The following is a 16,140-nucleotide window of genomic DNA, read 5'->3' as shown; positions in this document are numbered from 1 at the left end:
GAGCCCATGACGCGACGGACGACCGACGACGAACTGTGAGCGACGAGGGAGGGGCCCGATGGACAAGGGTGACGAGGGGTACGGGGAGTGGGAGGAGCTGGTCGCCGCCGCGCTGCTGGGCACCGAGCGGCGCCGGGGCGGGGGCCCGGCGGGCTCGCCGGAGGCGCTGCTGGACGCGGCGGCCGTGCACGCCGTACGGCGCCGGGCCGGGCTGCGTCCGGCCGAGGCCGGGCCGCGCCCGGAGCCCGCGCCCCGGGACCCCCGGCCGGCGCCACCGGAGGCGGCCGGCCGCAGGCTCGCGCAGTTGCTGGCCGGCCGCAGCGGCCCGGTCAACGGCGGCGGGCGGCGCGGGACCGCCCCGGACCTGACGGAGCTGCTGCCGCAGTGGCTGGCCGCCGCCGCGCGGCACGGTTACCGCTCGCCGGCGGCGCTCGTACCGGCGCTGCTGGACGCGGCCCGGGCCCGTACGGACCTGCGGCCGCAGGCCCTGGCCCTGGCCGGGACGCGCGGGCTGTGGCTGGCGCGGATGAATCCGGACTGGCGGTTCGCCCTGCGCGGCGGTTCGGGCGGCGCAGGGGAACTGCCGGAGGTGACGGACCGGGTGGCGGTGGAACGGTTGTGGCAGGAGGGGCTGTTCGCGGAGCGGGTGGCCCTGCTCGGGGCCGTCCGGGCCCATGACGCGACGGCCGCGCCGCGGCTGCTGACGACGACCTGGGCCACTGAACGGGCCGAGGACCGGCTGATGTTCCTCGATTCGCTGAGGGTGGGGCTGTCGGAGGGGGACGAGCCCTTCCTGGAGGCGGCGCTGGGTGACCGCAGCCGCAATGTCCGCGCCACGGCCGCCGAACTGCTGTCGGCGCTGCCGGCCTCGGCGCTGGCGGGGCGGATGGCGGAGCGCGCACTGGCCTGCGTGGGCCCCGAGGGAGTGACTCCGCCGGCCGAGTGCGACGCGGGGATGCTCCGCGACGGGGTGGTCAAGCGGCCGCCCGCCGGGCGCGGGGAGCGGGCCTGGTGGCTCGGCCAGTTGGTGGAGGCGGCGCCGCTGTCGTGCTGGCGGGAGCGGTTCGGGGGGCTCGGCCCGGCGGAGATAGTGGCGCTGCCGGTGGCCGCGGGCGACGGCTGGACGGAGGAGCTGCACGCGGCGTGGTGCCGGGCCGCCGTGCGCCAGCGCGACGCGCCGTGGTCACGGGCCCTGCTCGGCCCGGCGTCCGCGCCGCCCGCGGCGGGCCCGGGCACGGCCTCGCTCGCGGAGCGGGCCAAGCTGCTGGAGACCCTCCCGCACGCGGAGCGGGCGGAGTGGGTCGCGGAGTTCATACGGGCCCACGGGCTGTCGGAGGCGTTCCAGCTGCTCGGGGTGTGCGTGGTGCCGTGGGCGGGAGCACTGGGCCGGGCGGTCGTGGACGCGCTGGACACCGCCCGCGACGTCGGCAGCTACCCGTGGAGCTTCAGCGGGGTGATGGGCCTGGCGGAGCGCTGCCTCGACCCCGCGGAAGCGGACCGGCTGGAGGCCCTGACCACGGCCGCGGAGGACCTGCCGGACGCGGCCCCCGGCGCGGCCGCGTACTGGGCCGAGGCGTTCCAGCGCCTGGTCTCGACCCTCCGCCTCCGCGCGACGATGCTGGCCGAGCTGACCCCGGCCTAGGCCGGGGTCCGGGGCCCGGAAGCCGGGCTGCGGGCCGTCGGAGGCTACTGGCGGACGTGGGCGCGGACCCACTCCACGATGGCGGTCGTGGTCGCGCCGGGCGTGAAGATCTCGGCCACGCCCTTCTCCTTCAGGGGGGCGATGTCATCCTCCGGGATGATGCCGCCGCCGAAGACCTTGATGTCCTCCGCGTCGCGCTCCTTGAGGAGCTCCAGCACGCGCGCGAAGAGCGTGTTGTGGGCGCCGGAGAGGATCGAGAGGCCGATCGCGTCGGCGTCCTCCTGGATGGCGGTGTCCACGATCTGCTCGGGGGTCTGGTGGAGGCCGGTGTAGATGACCTCCATGCCCGCGTCCCGCAGCGCCCGCGCGATCACCTTGGCCCCGCGGTCGTGGCCGTCGAGACCCGGCTTGGCCACCACCACACGGATCGGACCGGTCACACCCATCGCACTGCCTCCCGAGTGAACGAACGTTAAGTACAGCATCGCGCACGCCGCCGTTTCGCGGTCAATCACGAGGGGGAAATCACACGTGGGACGGCATTGCGCCACCGTGCCGACAGCCGCACGGCACGGTGGCGCGAGCTCCAGGGTCCCGCAAAGGCTCAGGGGAGGCCGTCTATGGGGCTGTCCATACCCATGTCCATGCCCTTGTCCGGCGCCGCGCTGCGGGCCGGCGCGCTCGAGATGGTGGTGCTCGGCGGGCACCTCCTGCTGTATCCCACCGGAGTCTGCCAGGAGAAGGTCGACACCCGGCCGCCCGCGACACGGCCGCCGGTCCTCCTCCTCCACGGTTTCACCGACAACCGGTCCGTCTTCGTCCTGCTGCGCCGCGCCCTCGGGGCGGGGGGCCGGCACGTGGAGGCGTACAACTACTCGCCCTTCACCCTCGACCTGCGCGTCACCGCCCGCCATCTCGCCCGGCGCGTCGAGGAGCTGTGCGAGCGCACCGGACAGGAGCGGGTGGATCTGGTCGGACACAGCCTGGGCGGGCTGGTCGGCCGGTACTACGTGCAGCGACTGGGCGGCGACACGCGGGTCCGGACCCTCGTCACCCTCGGCACCCCGCATTCCGGCACCCGGGTCGCCCCCTTCATGGACGCGCACCCGCTGATCCGGCAGATACGCCCGGAATCCGAGGTGCTGACCGAGCTCGCCGCGCCCGCGCCCGGCTGCGCCACCCGGTGCGTGGCGTTCTGGAGCGAGTTCGACGCGATCATGACCCCGGTCGGGACCGCACGGATCGAACATCCGGATCTGTGTGTGGAGAACGTGCAGGTCACCGGTATCGGACATCTCGCACTGCCCATCCATCCCGCCGTCATCGCGGCGGTCCGGCGCACCCTCGAAGGGCCCGGTCTGGCCGCCGTCACGGGCTCGGACGCCGCCTCCGTCGCCTAGCCGACGAGCGACCGGCAGTCGAACTAATTTCGAACTCAAGGCCAAGGGTCCGCATTTCGACGACCGAAAGACGGCCGAATGCCCGGTTCCGGAGATCTGGGGACCCGGCGAAGATTGTCGATGCGAGTAACCGCCGGGTACAGTCACGCCACTGCTCTCCTCCGGTGAACCTTGAGTTCCCGGCCACCCAGGCCCCCACTGCCGAGGCGAAAGAGAAGTTGGTGAACGACCGCCCCACGTCGGGCCAGTATCCGGATGCCGGGTACGACGGCCTTTCCACCACCGCTTTCGCTGGTGACTCGACCTACGTTTCCTATGAAACGCAGGGCCAGGGGGTCAATTACGCCGCCTACGGCTCCTACGACACCGGCGCGTACGACACCACCGCGTGGGCCTCGCAGGACAGTTACCTGTCCACGATCCCGACCCAGGCCGCCCCCGAGGACACCACCGGGAGCTGGGACGCGAGCGCCTGGAACACGCAGGGCGCGGACTACTCCGGCTACGCGCAGTACCAGCAGCCCTCCTTCGGCTACGACACCTCCGGCGAGCAGACCGGGCACTGGGCGATGCCGGGCTACGGCACCACCGGCACCGAGACCGGCGCCTACGACGCCACCGCGTGGAACACCGTCGCCGAGACCCCGGCCCAGCCCGAGGCCGCCTACGCCTACGAGTACCAGCCCGCGCCGGAGCCCGAGCCCGCGCAGCAGGAGTACACGTACCAGGCGACCTCGGTCGGCTACGCCTACGAGGCCACCCAGGCCGTCGTCGTCGACTCCGTGCACCAGAACGGATTCGAGACCGGTTTCGAGACCGGGGCGGACACCTACAGCGAGACCGCCGTCTTCGAGGTGCTCTCCGACGAAACTCCGCAGGTCCACGAGGCACCCGAGGCATCCGAGGTGCCCGAGGCGCCCGCGGTCCACGACCTCCCCACCCAGGCCATGCCCGTGACCTCGGCTCCGCGCTCCGCGCGCCGGACCGCCGCCAAGGGCAGTGCCAAGGGCAACGGCAAGGCCGCCGCCAAGGCGAGCAGCGGCACCGGCACCGGCGGCGGCAGCAGCCGTCGCCGCAACCCGGCGAAGCGTTCCGCCTTGCTGACCGTGGCCGTGCCCTCCGCCTGCGTGATGGGCGTCGCGGGCGTCGCGGCCGCCTCCGTCGGCGGTCTCACCGGCACGGACCGGCCCGCCGAGGAGCCCACCACGATGGCCGCGCCCGACCCGGCCTCGGTGAAACCGGTCGCGGCGAACACCAAGCTCGACACCCAACTGGTCGCGCTCAGCGCCGACGCGGGCGACTTCGCGGACCGCGCGAGCCGCACGCAGGAGCGCATCGACCTGCGCGAGCGCCAGGAAGAGGAAAAGAAGAAGAAGGCGGAGGAGGCCGCGGCCAAGGAGGCCGCCCGCCCCAAGTTCGCCATCCCCGTCGAGCAGCACGGCCTGAGCGCCAACTTCGGCCAGGCCGGCGGCATGTGGATGTCGGTGCACACCGGCATCGACTTCCCGGTCTCCTACGGGACGCCGGTCATGTCGGCCACCGACGGCACCGTGCGCACCCAGTACAACAGCGCCTACGGGAACATGGCGATAGTGACCGCGCCCGACGGCACCGAGACCTGGTACTGCCACCTCAGCTCCACCAAGATCCGCGGTGGCAAGGTCAAGGCGGGCGACGTCATCGCCTACTCGGGCAACTCCGGCAACTCCACCGGCCCGCACCTCCACTTCGAGGTCCGGCCCGGCGGCGGATCCGCGATCGACCCCCTGCCGTGGCTCCGCAGCCACGGCCTGGACCCGACGTAACCGCCCGAAGCCCGAAGCCCGAAGCAACCACCCGACGCAACCGGTGTGACCGCCGCGCGGCCCGAAGGCCGCGCGGCCGCCCGCCGTCCTACAGCTTCTGCACCGGCGCGTAACGCAGCAGCAGCCGCTTGGGCTTGTCGTCCCCGAAGTCGATGGTGGCCTGCGCGTCCGCGCCCGCTCCCTTGACCTCCATGACGGTGCCGAGCCCGAACTGGTCGTGCGTGACCCGGTCCCCGACCACCAGGGCGATGACCGGCTTGTCGGCGGCCCGCCGCGTCGCGAACCCGGACGGGCCCGACTTCGTACGCGACGAGGACAGGAACGCCTCCGGCGAGGTGCCGAACGCCGCCCTGCCCGATCCGGACGACGACGACCCGTACCCCGAACTCCGCATCGGACCGGCCGGCTTCTGGGTCGCGCCCGTCCGCTTCCACTGGAGGTACTCCGCCGGAATCTCCTCCAGGAACCGCGAGGGCGGGTTGTACGAGGGCGTGCCCCACGCGCTGCGCATGCTGGAGCGGGTCAGGTACAGCCGCTCGCGCGCCCGCGTGATGCCGACGTACGCGAGGCGGCGCTCCTCCTCCAGCTCCTTGGTCTGGCCCAGCGCCCGCATGTGCGGGAAGACCCCGTCCTCCATGCCGGTCAGGAAGACCACCGGGAACTCGAGGCCCTTGGCGGTGTGCAGGGTCATCAGCGTGATGACGCCCGTGCCCTCGGTGTCCTCGTCCGGGATCTGGTCGGAGTCGGCGACGAGCGCGACCTGTTCCAGGAACTCGGCCAGGGTGCCGGACCCGGGAGCCGGGGCGCCGGTCTCCGCGGCCTCGGCCGCCGCGGCCTCCCGCGCCTGCTCGAACTCCAGCGCCACGGCCGCGAGCTCCTGCAGGTTCTCGATGCGCGTCTCGTCCTGCGGGTCGGTGGACGCCTGGAGTTCGGCGAGGTAGCCCGTCCGCTCCAGCACCGCCTCCAGCACCACCGCCGGACCCGCGCCCGAGTCGACGATCGTGCGCAGCTCCTCCATCAGCACGTTGAACCGCTTCACCGCGTTCGTGGAGCGTGCGGCCATGCCGAAGGCCTCGTCCACGCGGCGCAGCGCCTGCGGGAAGGTGATCTTCTCGCGCATCGCGAGGGCGTCGATCATCGCCTCGGCGCGCTCGCCGATGCCGCGCTTGGGCACGTTCAGGATGCGCCGCAGCGGGACGTTGTCCTCCGGGTTCGCCAGGACGCGCAGGTACGCGAGGACGTCGCGGACCTCCTTGCGCTCGTAGAAGCGGACGCCGCCGACGACCTTGTAGGGCAGTCCGACCCGGATGAAGATCTCCTCGAACACGCGGGACTGCGCGTTGGTCCGGTAGAAGATCGCGACGTCGCCCGCCTTGGCGTCGCCCGCGTCCGTCAGCCGGTCGATCTCGTCGGCGACGAACTGGGCCTCGTCGTGCTCGGTGTCCGCGACGTAGCCGGTGATGACGGCGCCGGTGCCGGCCTGGGTCCACAGGTTCTTGGCGCGGCGGTTCTCGTTGCGCTCGATGACCGCGTTGGCCGCGGAGAGGATCGTCTGCGTGGAGCGGTAGTTCTGCTCCAGCAGGATCGTCGTCGCGTCCTTGTAGTCCTCCTCGAACTGGAGGATGTTGCGGATGGTCGCGCCGCGGAAGGCGTAGATCGACTGGTCGGCGTCACCCACCACGCACAGTTCGGCCGGGGGCAGGTCCGGGTAGCCGGTGCCGACCAGCTCGCGCACCAGCGTGTACTGGGCGTGGTTGGTGTCCTGGTACTCGTCGACGAGGACGTGCCGGAAGCGGCGCCGGTAGTGCTCGGCGACGTCCGGGAACGCCTGCAGCAGGTGGACCGTGGTCATGATGATGTCGTCGAAGTCGAGGGCGTTGGCCTCGCGCAGCCGCCCCTGGTACATCGCGTACGCCTGGGCCAGGGTCTTCTCGAAGCCGTCCACGGCCTGGTCGGCGAAGGCTTCCTCGTCGATCAGCTCGTTCTTCAGGTTCGAGATCTTGGCGTTGAAGGCCTTCGGCGGGAACTTCTTCGGGTCCAGGTCCAGGTCGCGGCAGACGAGCGCCATCAGGCGCTTCGAGTCGGCCGCGTCGTAGATCGAGAACGAGGAGGTGAAGCCGAGCCGCTTGGACTCGCGGCGCAGGATGCGCACGCACGCGCTGTGGAAGGTGGAGACCCACATGGCGTTCGCGCGCGGGCCGACCAGGCCCTCGACGCGCTCCTTCATCTCGCCGGCGGCCTTGTTGGTGAAGGTGATCGCCAGGATCTGGCCGGGGTGGACGTTCCGCGCGGACAGCAGGTGTCCGATGCGGTGGGTCAGCACCCGGGTCTTGCCGGAGCCGGCGCCGGCCACGATGAGCAGCGGGGAGCCCGCGTGCACCACGGCCGCGCGCTGCTGCTCGTTGAGCCCGTCCAGGAGCGTCGCCGGGTCGATGACGGGCCTGGGGGCGCCGTCCCGGTAGTACGCGTCCCCGCTCATGGGTACGTCGAACCGCCCCCCGAAGAGATCGTCCGCGCCCGCTTCGGGGGCGGCGTGATCCTCGGGCGGCGGCGGGACCTCGTCGGAGGGGGTGAGGTCCGCCAGGAAACTGTCGTCAAAGAGGCTGCTCATCGCATTCCGAGTCTAGGGGGCGGGACCGACAGGCCAGCACGAGTTCGAGCAGACCGGGGAAACGGTGCTCCAGGTCCTCGCGGCGCAGCGCGAGGAAGAGCTTGCGGCCCTGGGGTCGCTGGCAGATCACGCCGCTCTCGCGCAGCGTCCTGAGGTGGTGCGTGACGCTGGAGCGGGGGAGGTCGGGGACGACCTCGCCGCAGAACGCCTCCTCGCTGGCGGCCAGCTTGCGGACGATCTCCAGCCGGACGGGGTGTCCGAGCGCCGCCAGGACCTCGACCAGCTCGATGCGGGCGGCGGCGGGGTGGGTCGGCTCGGCGGCGGCAGCAGGCATGACCCCACTGTACGCAGTTCTCGTACGGACACCCGCTCGTCCATTCGAAGATCTCGTACAGTCGACTCCCCGACCGCGGTCCCACAGGAGCGGTCGGAGGCCGTCACGGGCGGACCGACCCGCTTCTCGGGCCGACCGGGCCGCCTCGTACGCTCACGCCATGGACGCTCTCATCAACGCCTTCGTCGGCCTGCACATCATCGGGATCGCCGCACTCCTCGGCGGCTTCCTGACCCAGATGAAGGCGATGAGCGCGGGCACCGCCCGCTTCACGCCCGCCATGCTGCACGGCGCGCTCACCATGCTCGTCACCGGCGTAGCCCTGGTCGGCTTCAACCAGATGGCCGGGGACCCCGTCAACAACATCAAAGTCGGGGTGAAGCTCGCGATCCTCTTCGTGATCCTCTGCCTCGTCTACGTCAAGCGCGACGAGGAGCACGTGGACAAGGCGCTGTTCGGCGCGGTCGGCGGGCTGACCGTGATCAACATCTTCATCGCCGTTCTCTGGCACTGACCCGCACCGGAACGATCCATTCCGGCCTTCGGCGGCCAGCTCCGGTCGTATCGAGCCACTTACGATCATCTCGTCATCCGCCCGTTACCTGCAGGTCTAGCGTCCTCCTCCAGGCACCGACAGAGGAAGGACGTGAGGCCCTCGTGGCCAGTCATCGAAAGCCCAGGCAGCGCCCGCTCTCCGGCGGCCCGGCACGGACGACCGCCGCCACCCTCGCCCTCGCGGGCGCTGCCACCGCCACCGTCTTCGAAGGCACCTCCCAGGCCGACCCCCGGCCCACCCCCGCCCAGGTCAAGTCGGAGGTGGACCGGCTCTACGAGGAGGCCGAGGCGGCGACCGAGCAGTACAACGGGGCGAAGGAACGGGCGGACGAGGCCGAACGCGCACTGACCGGACTGCGCGAGGAGACCGCCCGCAAGACCGACCAGCTCAACACCGCCCGCAGCGCACTCGGGACGCTCGCCGCCTCCCAGTACCGCAGCGGCTCCCTGGGCACCGCCGTCCAGCTCGCGCTGTCCTCCGACCCCCAGGAGTACCTCTCCCAGGCCGCCTTCATCTCCCGCGCCGGGGACCGCAACGCCGCCGGGATCACCACCGTGCGCCGCCGCCTCGACGAGGTCGGCAAGCTCCGCGAGCAGGCCGCCGGACGGCTCGCCGACCTCCGCTCCCGGCAGGACGAACTCGCCGGGCACAAGGCCGTGATCGAGGAGAGGCTCACCGCCGCCAAGAACCTGCTGGCCCGGCTCACCGCCGAGGAGCGGGCCGCCTACGAGGCCCGGTCGCCCGGCGGACCGGCCGCCGCGCCCGCCGCAACCGCCCCGGCCAACGGCGCCGCCCCCGCGCCCCCGTCCGACGGTTCGCGCGCGGCCCGCGCCGTTGCCTTCGCGTACGGGGCGATCGGCAAGCCGTACGTCTGGGGCGCGACCGGCCCGGGGTCCTTCGACTGCTCCGGTCTGACCCAGGCGGCATGGCGCTCGGCCGGGGTCTCCCTGCCCCGCACCACCTACACCCAGATCAACGCCGGCCGGCGCGTGTCCCGCGACCAGCTGGCCCCCGGCGACCTCGTCTTCTTCTACTCCGGGGTCACCCACGTCGGCATGTACGTCGGCAACGGCCAGATGATCCACGCCCCGCGCCCCGGGTCGACGGTCCGGCTGGCCCCGATCGACTCCATGCCCTGGGCCGGCGCCTCCCGCCCCGCGTAGTCCCGGCATCCCGGCAAGATCCGGAAGGGACGGCCTACGGGGCCTTGACCACGCCGCTCAGCCAGCCGAAGGTCTGCGGCAGCTGCTTGGACCACGATTCGAGGTTGTGCCCGCCGACGACCTTCTCCGCGTGCACCACGGTCGGGCTCTTGGCGATCGCCTTGAGGTCCGTGCCGGACAGGTAGCCGTCCTGCTCGGCGCCCGACATCCACAGCGACACCGCGGGCGGGGTGGGCGCGGCCTGGAGCCAGTTCTTCAGGTTGTGCGTCTTGCGCAGTTCGGGGTCCTTGGCGACCAGAGACGAGGGCTCCTGCCCCGGGTCGTTGTAGCCGGACAGGGAGACGGCCGCGCTGTAGCGGTCGGGGTGCGCGATGGCGAGCTTGGCGGCGCAGTAGGCGCCGGCCGAGTAGCCTGCCACGCCCCAGGTGCGGGCTTCGTCGGAGGCCCGGAAGTTGTCGACGACCATCTTGCGGACGTCGACGCTGAACCAGCTGTCCGCGTTGACCTTGCCGGGGAGGTTGGCGCAGCCGGTGTCGCCATTGCCGAGCAGCATGGCGCGCGGCGAGACCAGGATGAACGGCTGCACCTTGCCGCTCTTCATCAGCGGCTCCAGCACCTCGTGCGCCTTGAGCCCCTGGAACCAGGACTTCCCCGTCCCCGGTATGCCCGGTATCAGCTCGACCACCGGGAACTTCTTGTCCTTGTAGGCCGGGTCGTCGTACTGCGGCGGCAGCCACACCATGACATCGCCCTTGACCCCGGAGATCTTGCCGTCGAGCTCGGTCTTCTTGACGCGACCGCCCAGCCCTTCCACCGGCTGGAACTCCTGCTTGACCTTCGGCGCCTCTTCCACCTTCTTGCCGCCGAGCCCGTCCGGGCCGAGGTCGGGGGCGGCCGTGACGTACTTGCCGGTGCCGAGCAGGTCGCTCCAGGAGGCATAGAAGTGCTCGGCCCGGTTGACCGCGACGAACACCACGGCGACCGCTGTGACCTGGGCGAACACCACCATCAGGGCGCGCAGGGCGGTGCGTACGGCGGCCGGGCCGCGCACCTTGCTCCACACGGCCAGCGGCAGGACGACGGCGATCACCGTCAGGGCGATCACCGTCGCGAAGAAGGGTGTACCGGTCAAGCTCATCACGCCACCCTAGAGGGCGGCGTGTGCGCTTCCGGTTGCCAGGTCGGCCTGCGGCGTGGGTCACACCGCAGGTCAGACGTCCGGCCCGGGGCTCAGACCAGGCGGCGGGCCGTCGCCCAGCGGGTCAGCTCGTGCCGGTTGGAGAGCTGGAGCTTGCGCAGGACGGCCGAGACGTGCGACTCGACCGTCTTCACCGAGATGAAGAGCTGCTTGGCGATCTCCTTGTACGCGTACCCGCGCGCGATCAGCCGCAGCACCTCGCGCTCGCGCTGCGTGAGCCGGTCCAGGTCCTCGTCGACCGGCGGCGCGTCCGTCGAGGCGAACGCGTCGAGCACGAAGCCCGCCAGCCGCGGCGAGAACACCGCGTCCCCGTCCTGCACCCGGAAGACCGAGTCCACCAGGTCGGTGCCGGTGATGGTCTTGGTGACGTACCCGCGCGCACCGCCGCGGATGACCCCGATGACGTCCTCGGCCGCGTCCGACACCGACAGCGCCAGGAACCGCACGGGGTTCACGGCCGCCGCCATCAGCGGGGCGCAGCGCCGCAGTACCTCGACGCCACCGCCGCCGGGCAGGTGCACGTCGAGCAGGACCACCTCGGGGCGGGTGGCGGTGATGACGGTGACGGCCTGGTCGACGTCGGCCGCCTCGCCGACGACCTCGACGCCCGTCCGGTCGGTCTCGCCGATCTCGGCCTGCACCCCCGTACGGAACATCCTGTGGTCGTCGACGAGCACCACGCGGACGCGCCTGGTCTCCGCCGCGCCTGCGTTCTCTCCGGCCTCGGTCATCCTGTGTTCGCCGCCCTCTCCATCTCCAGCTCGACTTCCGTGCCGCCGTCGGGCGCGGACCGCAGCCGTGCGGTCCCGCCGTTGCGCTGCATCCGGCCGATGATCGATTCTCGTACGCCCATGCGGTCGCCGGGTACCGCGTCGATGTCGAAGCCCGGTCCCCGGTCCCGTACGGACACGAACACCGTCTGCCCCTCCACCTCCGCGTACACCTGTACGGGCCCGCCTTCGCCACCGTACTTGGCGGCGTTGACCATCGCCTCGCGCGCGGCCTGGATCTGTGCCGCCAGCCGTTCGTCGAGCGGGCAGTCACCGACGACCACGACCTCGATCGGGACGCCGTGGTGGTCCTCCACCTCGGCGGCGGTCTTCTTCACGGCCTCCGCGAGGGTGGCCGGCTCCTCCGCCTCCTCCTTGCCGGTGCCCTCGGGCTTGTAGAGCCAGTTCCGCAGTTCGCGTTCCTGCGCCCGCGCGAGGCGGCGCACCTCGGAGACGTCCTCCGCGTTGCGCTGGATCAGGGTGAGGGTGTGCAGCACCGAGTCGTGCACGTGGGCGGCGACCTCGGCGCGCTCCTGGGCGCGGATGCGCATCAGGCGTTCCTCGGACAGGTCCTGGGTCATCCGGATCAGCCAGGGTCCGGCGAGCAGGGCCACGCCGACGAGGACGGCGAGGGTGGCGGTGAGGACGTTGCCGAGCTGTGCGGCGGAGCCCCGTACGACGATGAACACGGTCAGGCCCACCCCGACCAGGACGACACCGGCGAGGGCCCGCGCGACCTGGAAGAGGCGTCCGCGCCGTTCGGCGGCCGTGGACCAGTGGGCGCGGCGGGCGTTGTCGGCCTGCCGCCATACGAGCACGACCCCGGCCCCGACCAGCAGCGTCGGCCACACGTACCGGCCGGACGCGCCGCCGAGCTGGACCTTGGAAATGAAGATGCCCGCACCGATGAACAGGGCGATCAGCGCGGTGATCTGCCCCCGGTCGGGTTTGCGCACCCGGCGGGTCCCGTCGGGGAGGGTCTCGAAGAAGGAGCGGTGCCCGGTCCGGCCGCCGACGCCGAGCGGTACGAAGACCCAGAACGCCGCGTACAGCAGCACGCCCAGCCCGTCGCCCCACATGAACAGCAGGAGGAACGCCAGGCGGACCCAGCCCACCGGAAGCCCGAGGTGCCCGGCGAGACCGCGCGCGACACCGCCGAGCATCCGGCCGTCGGCGCTGCGGTAGAGCTTGCGCTGCGGCACGTCGTCGGCGTCCGGTGCGTGCGGGGTACGGGGAGCGGCGGCTACGGGCATGTCACCAAGGGTCACACGCCCGGCGGGGGCCGGTCATCAGGGCATCCCCCCACTTGTACCCGGGGGATATCAGGGTTGCACCAGGGTAGGGCCCGGTGCCGTCCGCTTCCGCGGCCCGTCACCATGGACCCATGACCGAAGTACACGACGCCCCGCCGGCCGGACCCGGGGCCCCGCGGGCCGCCGACGGCAGGCCGCTCCTGCGCCGCAGCAAGCGCGACAAGGTCCTCGCGGGTGTGTGCGGCGGCCTCGGCCGGTACTTCGACCTGGACCCGGTGGTCTTCCGCATCGTCCTCGGGGTCCTCGCGGTCACCGGCGGCGTCGGTCTCATCTTCTACGGCTTCGCGTGGCTGCTGCTCCCGCTGGAGGGCGAGGAGGACAGCGAGGCGAAGAAGCTGCTGACCGGCCGGGTCGAGGGGGCCACGCTGGCGGCGGTGTTCGCCGCGCTGGTGGGCTGCGCGCTGTTCCTGTCGATGCTGGACAACGGCGGGCTGGCGGCCTTCTCGGTGCTGGTCGTCCTGGCGCTGGGCGGGGCCTCGTACTGGTCGCAGCGCAGGCGGCACACCGGCCCGCCCGAGGCGCAGGCACCCGACGCGGCCGGCAGCGCCCCCCGCGCCGCGCACTCGCCCGCCCCGCCGGAGACGCAGGCTCCGCCCACCCCCGGCGGCCCGTCGTGGTGGCGGGACCCGCTGGTCAAGGACGGTACGACCGGCCCGGTCGGCGGAACGGGATACCTGTGGGGGCCCGACGACACCGCGGACCCCGTGCCGACCGGCCGCTCCCCGCGCTCGTCCCCGAAGGCGCCCGCCGCCCCGGCCCGCCCGCGCGGCGGCATCGGCGGCCGGGTCTTCGTACTGGCGCTGCTCGCCGGGATCGCGGGGACCGCCGCCACCTGGGAGGGCAATCCGCTCGGCGAGGCCCTGCAGACCGGGCTCGCCGCCGCACTGGTCGTCTTCGGTCTGGGCCTCGCGGTCAGCTCCCTGCTGGGACGCACCGGCTTCGGCACGGTCGTGCTGGCCGTGTGCACCGCGGGCCTGCTCGCGGGCGCGGCCGTCCTGCCCCAGGAGATCGGCACGGACTGGCGGGAGGTCGAGTGGCGTCCGGCCGCAGTGGCCGACGTGAAGCCCGTGTACGAGGCGGGCACCGGGCTCGCCACGCTGGACCTGAGCCGCCTGGACGTGCCGAAGGGCACCACCGTGGCCGTCGGGGCGTCCATCGAAGCGGGCCGGCTCAAGGTGGTCCTGCCGCGGGAGGTCACCGCGCTGGCCGATGTCACCATCCGGCGGGTGGGCGACGTACAGATGCCCGGGGACCGCGCGGACCGGATCGAGCGGGCCGGAGCGCAGAACCGCAAGGAGACCCTCGCGCCGGCTGCCGGCACGGAGGCCGGCGGGACGATCGAACTGCACCTCGGTGCGGACTTCGGACAGGTGGAGGTGGCCCGTGCGGCGTCATGAGTTCCAGCCGGGACGGCTGATCGCGGGGCTGGCCCTGCTGGTGGCGGGCGTGCTCTACCTGCTCGACAGCACCGGCGAGGCGGACCTGCCCTGGTTCGCGGTCGTCCCGATCACCATGGGCGGCCTCACCCTCGCCGCGCTGGCCGGGCTGGTGACCTACGCCGTGCGCCGGGACAGGCGCGACCGGATCACCGAGTCCAGCGACAGGTAGGGCGCCCCGGCCAGGATCAACGGGGTCCACGCCATCAGGTAGATCAGGTCGTTGCCGTAGTAGTACGGGGTCACCGCCCACGACACCGTGAGCCACAGGCTGAGCGCGATCAGCGCCCCGCCGACGGCCGCGATGCGGGTCAGCAGGCCGGCCAGGGCCCCGAGGCCGACCAGGATCTCCCCGATGGCCAGGGCGACGGCGAAGCCGACGGGCGCGTTCAGCGACAGGTCCACGAGGCCGGGGATCGCGGAGGTGTCGCGCACCCCGCGCATCAGGTCCCCGATGGAGCCGTCGCCGGAGGCGGAGAGGAACGCCGGGTCGGTCAGTTTGTCGAGACCGGCGTACACGAAGGTCACGCCGAGGAAGAGCCGCAGGGGCAGCAGCGCGTGCCGGGAGGCCAGCTCGCGCAGGCCCACGACCTCGCGAGGGGCGTCGGTTTCAAGAACATCGGTTCGGTTCACGGAACATGTGTACCCCCATCACTCGGCAACATCGATGGTGCAGCGGTTGGATTCCACCCCTGCGGCCGTGACCACCTGGATCTCGACGCGCCCGGGCTCCACCTCCGCCGGGACCGGCACGGTCAGCACGGCGTCGGAAGGATTGGTGAATCCGCCCGCCACCGGGACCAGCGGCACGTGCACGTGCACCGCCCCGACCCGTACCACCAGACGGGCCAGCATCTCCGGCGTCTGCGCCCCGGGCGGCACGAAGCCCACGCCCCGGATCTCGATGTCGTCCCCGGGGCGGACGGCCGCGTCCAGATCCCCGGGCTCCCGTCTGCGCACCACGGACAGCACCAGCGGGCGGCTGCCCTCCGCGTACTTCGCCGCCAGGTACACCGCGGCCGACAGCGCCACCAGCAGGGCCAGCGCCCACGGCAGCTGCGGCAGCCGGGCGGGGAAACGCGCGAGCGAGGCCGCCGCGTAGCCGAGCACCACCGTCGAGACGAGCACGTACTGCGCGTCCGGGAAGCTCCCGCGGCCCGCGTCGTCCGTCAGGAGGTCCACCCCGCGCGGCCGGTCGGCCGGCAGCTTCTGCAGCCGCTGGCCCATGATCCGTACGGAGACCACGCGGCGCACCAGCACCGCGACGGCCGAGGTCAGCGAGACCACCGCCAGCAGCGGCAGCGCCCGGTCCAGCGCGAGGCCCGCGTACAGCGCCTGCCGCTCGGGCCCGGGCGCCGAGGTGGCCAGCCGCAGCGCGGGCAGCAGCGTGGCGAAGGCCGTCAGCACCACCCAGGCACTGGGCACCGCCTTCGACGTGGACAGCCGGTTGTCCTCGCCGACCAGCGGGGCCAGCAGCCCGCCGCGCACGGACTGGGCGCGGGCCGCGACCGTGAGCAGCCCGGCCAGCACCAGGGCCGCCAGCAGCCCGGCGGTGCGCGCCGTGGACCAGCCGGTGCCGAGCGCGGCGGCGACCTGCACCAGCAGCAGGACCCCGGCGGCGATCCAGATGGCGAGGACGGCCCGCCGGGAGAACAGGTACAGCCAGGAGTTCCCGGCTTCCCGGCCCCGGTCGGCGACGGTGCGGGCCGACAGGGTCAGCTCGTCGGAGACCCACTGGCGGGAGGCGCCGAGCGAGTGGGCCACGGCGGCCGGCACGCCCTGCCCGGAGGCGAACTCGTCACGCTTCTCGAGGAACGCCGTGACCGCGCGTCGGTGGCCCTCGCGGGCGCACTCGTCGCAGGCGCAGGCGGTGGTGTGGGTACCGCGGGACATCTCTTGGACAGCCACGTAC

General features: G+C 72.6%; 15 protein-coding genes. 7 read left to right on the top strand and 8 right to left on the bottom strand.

Translation table 11 applies throughout. The features are described 5' to 3' along the window. Positions 1 to 58: 58 nt before the first annotated feature. Complete coding sequence (locus JYK04_RS25835) at positions 59 to 1,642, top strand: DUF5691 domain-containing protein (protein WP_189733239.1); 1,584 nt, start codon at positions 59 to 61, stop codon at positions 1,640 to 1,642. Between the two features lie 44 nt (positions 1,643 to 1,686). Here the strand turns inward: JYK04_RS25835 and icmB are convergent, their stop codons facing one another. Further along, positions 1,687 to 2,088, bottom strand: coding sequence for a coenzyme B12-dependent isobutyryl CoA mutase small subunit (gene icmB, locus JYK04_RS25830; protein WP_030012651.1), 402 nt, complete (start codon positions 2,086 to 2,088; stop codon positions 1,687 to 1,689). A gap of 174 nt (positions 2,089 to 2,262) precedes the next feature. Between icmB and JYK04_RS25825 the strand changes: the two genes are divergently transcribed. Then, the gene (locus JYK04_RS25825; protein ID WP_189733241.1) at positions 2,263 to 3,042 is read left to right on the top strand and encodes an esterase/lipase family protein; all 780 of its coding nucleotides are present in this window, start codon (positions 2,263 to 2,265) and stop codon (positions 3,040 to 3,042) included. A gap of 221 nt (positions 3,043 to 3,263) precedes the next feature. Continuing rightward, a complete protein-coding gene (locus JYK04_RS25820) occupies positions 3,264 to 4,847 on the top strand; it encodes a M23 family metallopeptidase (RefSeq protein ID WP_189733243.1) in 1,584 nt (527 codons plus the stop codon). 88 nt (positions 4,848 to 4,935) lie between these two features. On the opposite strand, the gene pcrA is transcribed toward JYK04_RS25820, so the two are convergent. After that, on the bottom strand, positions 4,936 to 7,458 hold the full coding sequence (gene pcrA / locus JYK04_RS25815) for a DNA helicase PcrA (protein ID WP_189733245.1): 2,523 nt from the start codon (positions 7,456 to 7,458) through the stop codon (positions 4,936 to 4,938). Beyond that, complete coding sequence (locus JYK04_RS25810) at positions 7,442 to 7,792, bottom strand: ArsR/SmtB family transcription factor (protein WP_189733246.1); 351 nt, start codon at positions 7,790 to 7,792, stop codon at positions 7,442 to 7,444. Before JYK04_RS25810 ends, pcrA begins: the two co-directional genes overlap by 17 nt. 160 nt (positions 7,793 to 7,952) lie before the next feature. Here JYK04_RS25810 and JYK04_RS25805 point away from each other — a divergent pair, with 160 nt between their 5' ends. Together JYK04_RS25805 and JYK04_RS25800 are read left to right on the top strand one after the other, a co-directional pair. Beyond that, on the top strand, positions 7,953 to 8,306 hold the full coding sequence (locus JYK04_RS25805; RefSeq protein WP_189733248.1) for a hypothetical protein: 354 nt from the start codon (positions 7,953 to 7,955) through the stop codon (positions 8,304 to 8,306). A 143-nt stretch (positions 8,307 to 8,449) separates the two neighbouring features. Further along, positions 8,450 to 9,511, top strand: a complete 1,062-nt coding sequence (locus JYK04_RS25800) for a C40 family peptidase (RefSeq protein WP_189733250.1) — start codon at positions 8,450 to 8,452, stop codon at positions 9,509 to 9,511. Between the two features lie 34 nt (positions 9,512 to 9,545). Here the strand turns inward: JYK04_RS25800 and JYK04_RS25795 are convergent, their stop codons facing one another. From JYK04_RS25795 to JYK04_RS25785, 3 genes are all read right to left on the bottom strand, one after another. Then, a complete protein-coding gene (locus JYK04_RS25795) occupies positions 9,546 to 10,649 on the bottom strand; it encodes an alpha/beta hydrolase (protein WP_189733252.1) in 1,104 nt (367 codons plus the stop codon). Positions 10,650 to 10,741: 92 nt separating this feature from the next. Further along, entirely contained in the window at positions 10,742 to 11,440 is a 699-nt protein-coding gene (locus JYK04_RS25790) for a LuxR C-terminal-related transcriptional regulator (RefSeq protein ID WP_189733254.1), read from the bottom strand. Beyond that, entirely contained in the window at positions 11,437 to 12,732 is a 1,296-nt protein-coding gene (locus tag JYK04_RS25785; RefSeq protein WP_189733256.1) for an ATP-binding protein, read from the bottom strand. The genes JYK04_RS25790 and JYK04_RS25785 overlap by 4 nt, the downstream gene beginning before the upstream one ends. Positions 12,733 to 12,863: 131 nt before the next feature. On the opposite strand from JYK04_RS25785, the gene JYK04_RS25780 reads away from it, so the two are divergent. Together JYK04_RS25780 and JYK04_RS25775 are read left to right on the top strand one after the other, a co-directional pair. After that, positions 12,864 to 14,189 carry a PspC domain-containing protein gene (locus JYK04_RS25780; protein ID WP_189733258.1) on the top strand — a complete coding sequence of 442 codons (1,326 nt, stop codon included), beginning with the start codon at positions 12,864 to 12,866 and terminating at the stop codon, positions 14,187 to 14,189. Then, positions 14,176 to 14,400 (top strand): hypothetical protein, encoded by a 225-nt coding sequence (locus JYK04_RS25775; protein ID WP_189733260.1) that lies wholly within the window; start codon positions 14,176 to 14,178, stop codon positions 14,398 to 14,400. The genes JYK04_RS25780 and JYK04_RS25775 overlap by 14 nt, the downstream gene beginning before the upstream one ends. Here JYK04_RS25775 and JYK04_RS25770 read toward each other — a convergent pair. Next, positions 14,346 to 14,861 carry a TQO small subunit DoxD gene (locus JYK04_RS25770; protein WP_189733262.1) on the bottom strand — a complete coding sequence of 172 codons (516 nt, stop codon included), beginning with the start codon at positions 14,859 to 14,861 and terminating at the stop codon, positions 14,346 to 14,348. The genes JYK04_RS25775 and JYK04_RS25770 overlap by 55 nt on opposite strands. Positions 14,862 to 14,879: 18 nt before the next feature. Beyond that, complete coding sequence (locus JYK04_RS25765) at positions 14,880 to 16,136, bottom strand: hypothetical protein (protein ID WP_189733264.1); 1,257 nt, start codon at positions 16,134 to 16,136, stop codon at positions 14,880 to 14,882. Positions 16,137 to 16,140 lie beyond the last annotated feature (4 nt).

This window comes from Streptomyces nojiriensis, assembly GCF_017639205.1.
Classification (GTDB): Bacteria; Actinomycetota; Actinomycetes; order Streptomycetales; family Streptomycetaceae; genus Streptomyces; species Streptomyces nojiriensis.
Note: the sequence above shows the minus strand (reverse complement) of the source record. Positions and strands in the feature narration are given on the sequence as shown.